Source organism: Vibrio sp. 1401 (assembly GCF_033340295.1).
This window is the reverse complement of record NZ_JAWOWF010000485.1, coordinates 1-633: the sequence shown is the minus strand read 5'-3', so window position 1 is coordinate 633 and position 633 is coordinate 1. Positions and strand designations below refer to the sequence as shown.

At 41.9% G+C, this 633-nt stretch carries 1 protein-coding gene and 1 pseudogene; both read left to right on the top strand.

Going from position 1 to position 633, the window contains the following annotated elements; translation table 11 throughout:
- Positions 1 to 325 (top strand): annotated as a pseudogene (locus R7Z77_RS26365) (glucosaminidase); the annotation flags it as partial.
- Positions 326 to 337: 12 nt separating this feature from the next.
- The coding region (locus tag R7Z77_RS26360; protein ID WP_318137174.1) for a DUF2987 domain-containing protein at positions 338 to 633 on the top strand (296 nt) is incomplete at its 3' end.

Genomic DNA, 633 nt, shown 5'->3' with positions numbered 1-633 from the left:
CAACTTGTTCGGCCAATGGTGTTATAAACAGGGTTGCGGAATTGTGCCTGCTCAGCGTGCTGCAGGAAAAACTCACGAAGTTCAAAAATTCGATTCAGTTCAGCAGTCAATTCATGGCTACTTTATGAATGTGAATCGCAATCCAGCTTACGCTGACTTACGTGATATTCGAGCTATGTTGGCAGATAAGCACAAAAACTTGTTATCCGTGGCGACAGCATCAGAACTCACTCATGGACTGTTGTCTTACTCAGAGAGGGGCATTGCATACGTTAATGACTTACGCTCGATGATTCGTCACAATAACGCCTACTGGACTCAATAAAATAATAATCGAATGAAAAAGTTAAGCTTAATTTTAGGAAGTGCAGCACTCTTGCTCTCGTCACCGATAACGCATGCTCAAGAGTATATGTTTACGTATTCCAAACTGTATACTCAGTTAAAAAATAACACTAAAGAAGGGCATGATGACGTTAAAGTCGGTGTGTTCTTCGTCGATGCCAGAACTAAGCAGCTGTGTGCGATCGAAAAAGCGTGGATGGAAAAGGAAGAACACTACGAAGAGTTTGTGATTCCAGCGTCGAAAGAACTGCCATTACCGATCGACAAAAATCTAAAATCCGCAAATCA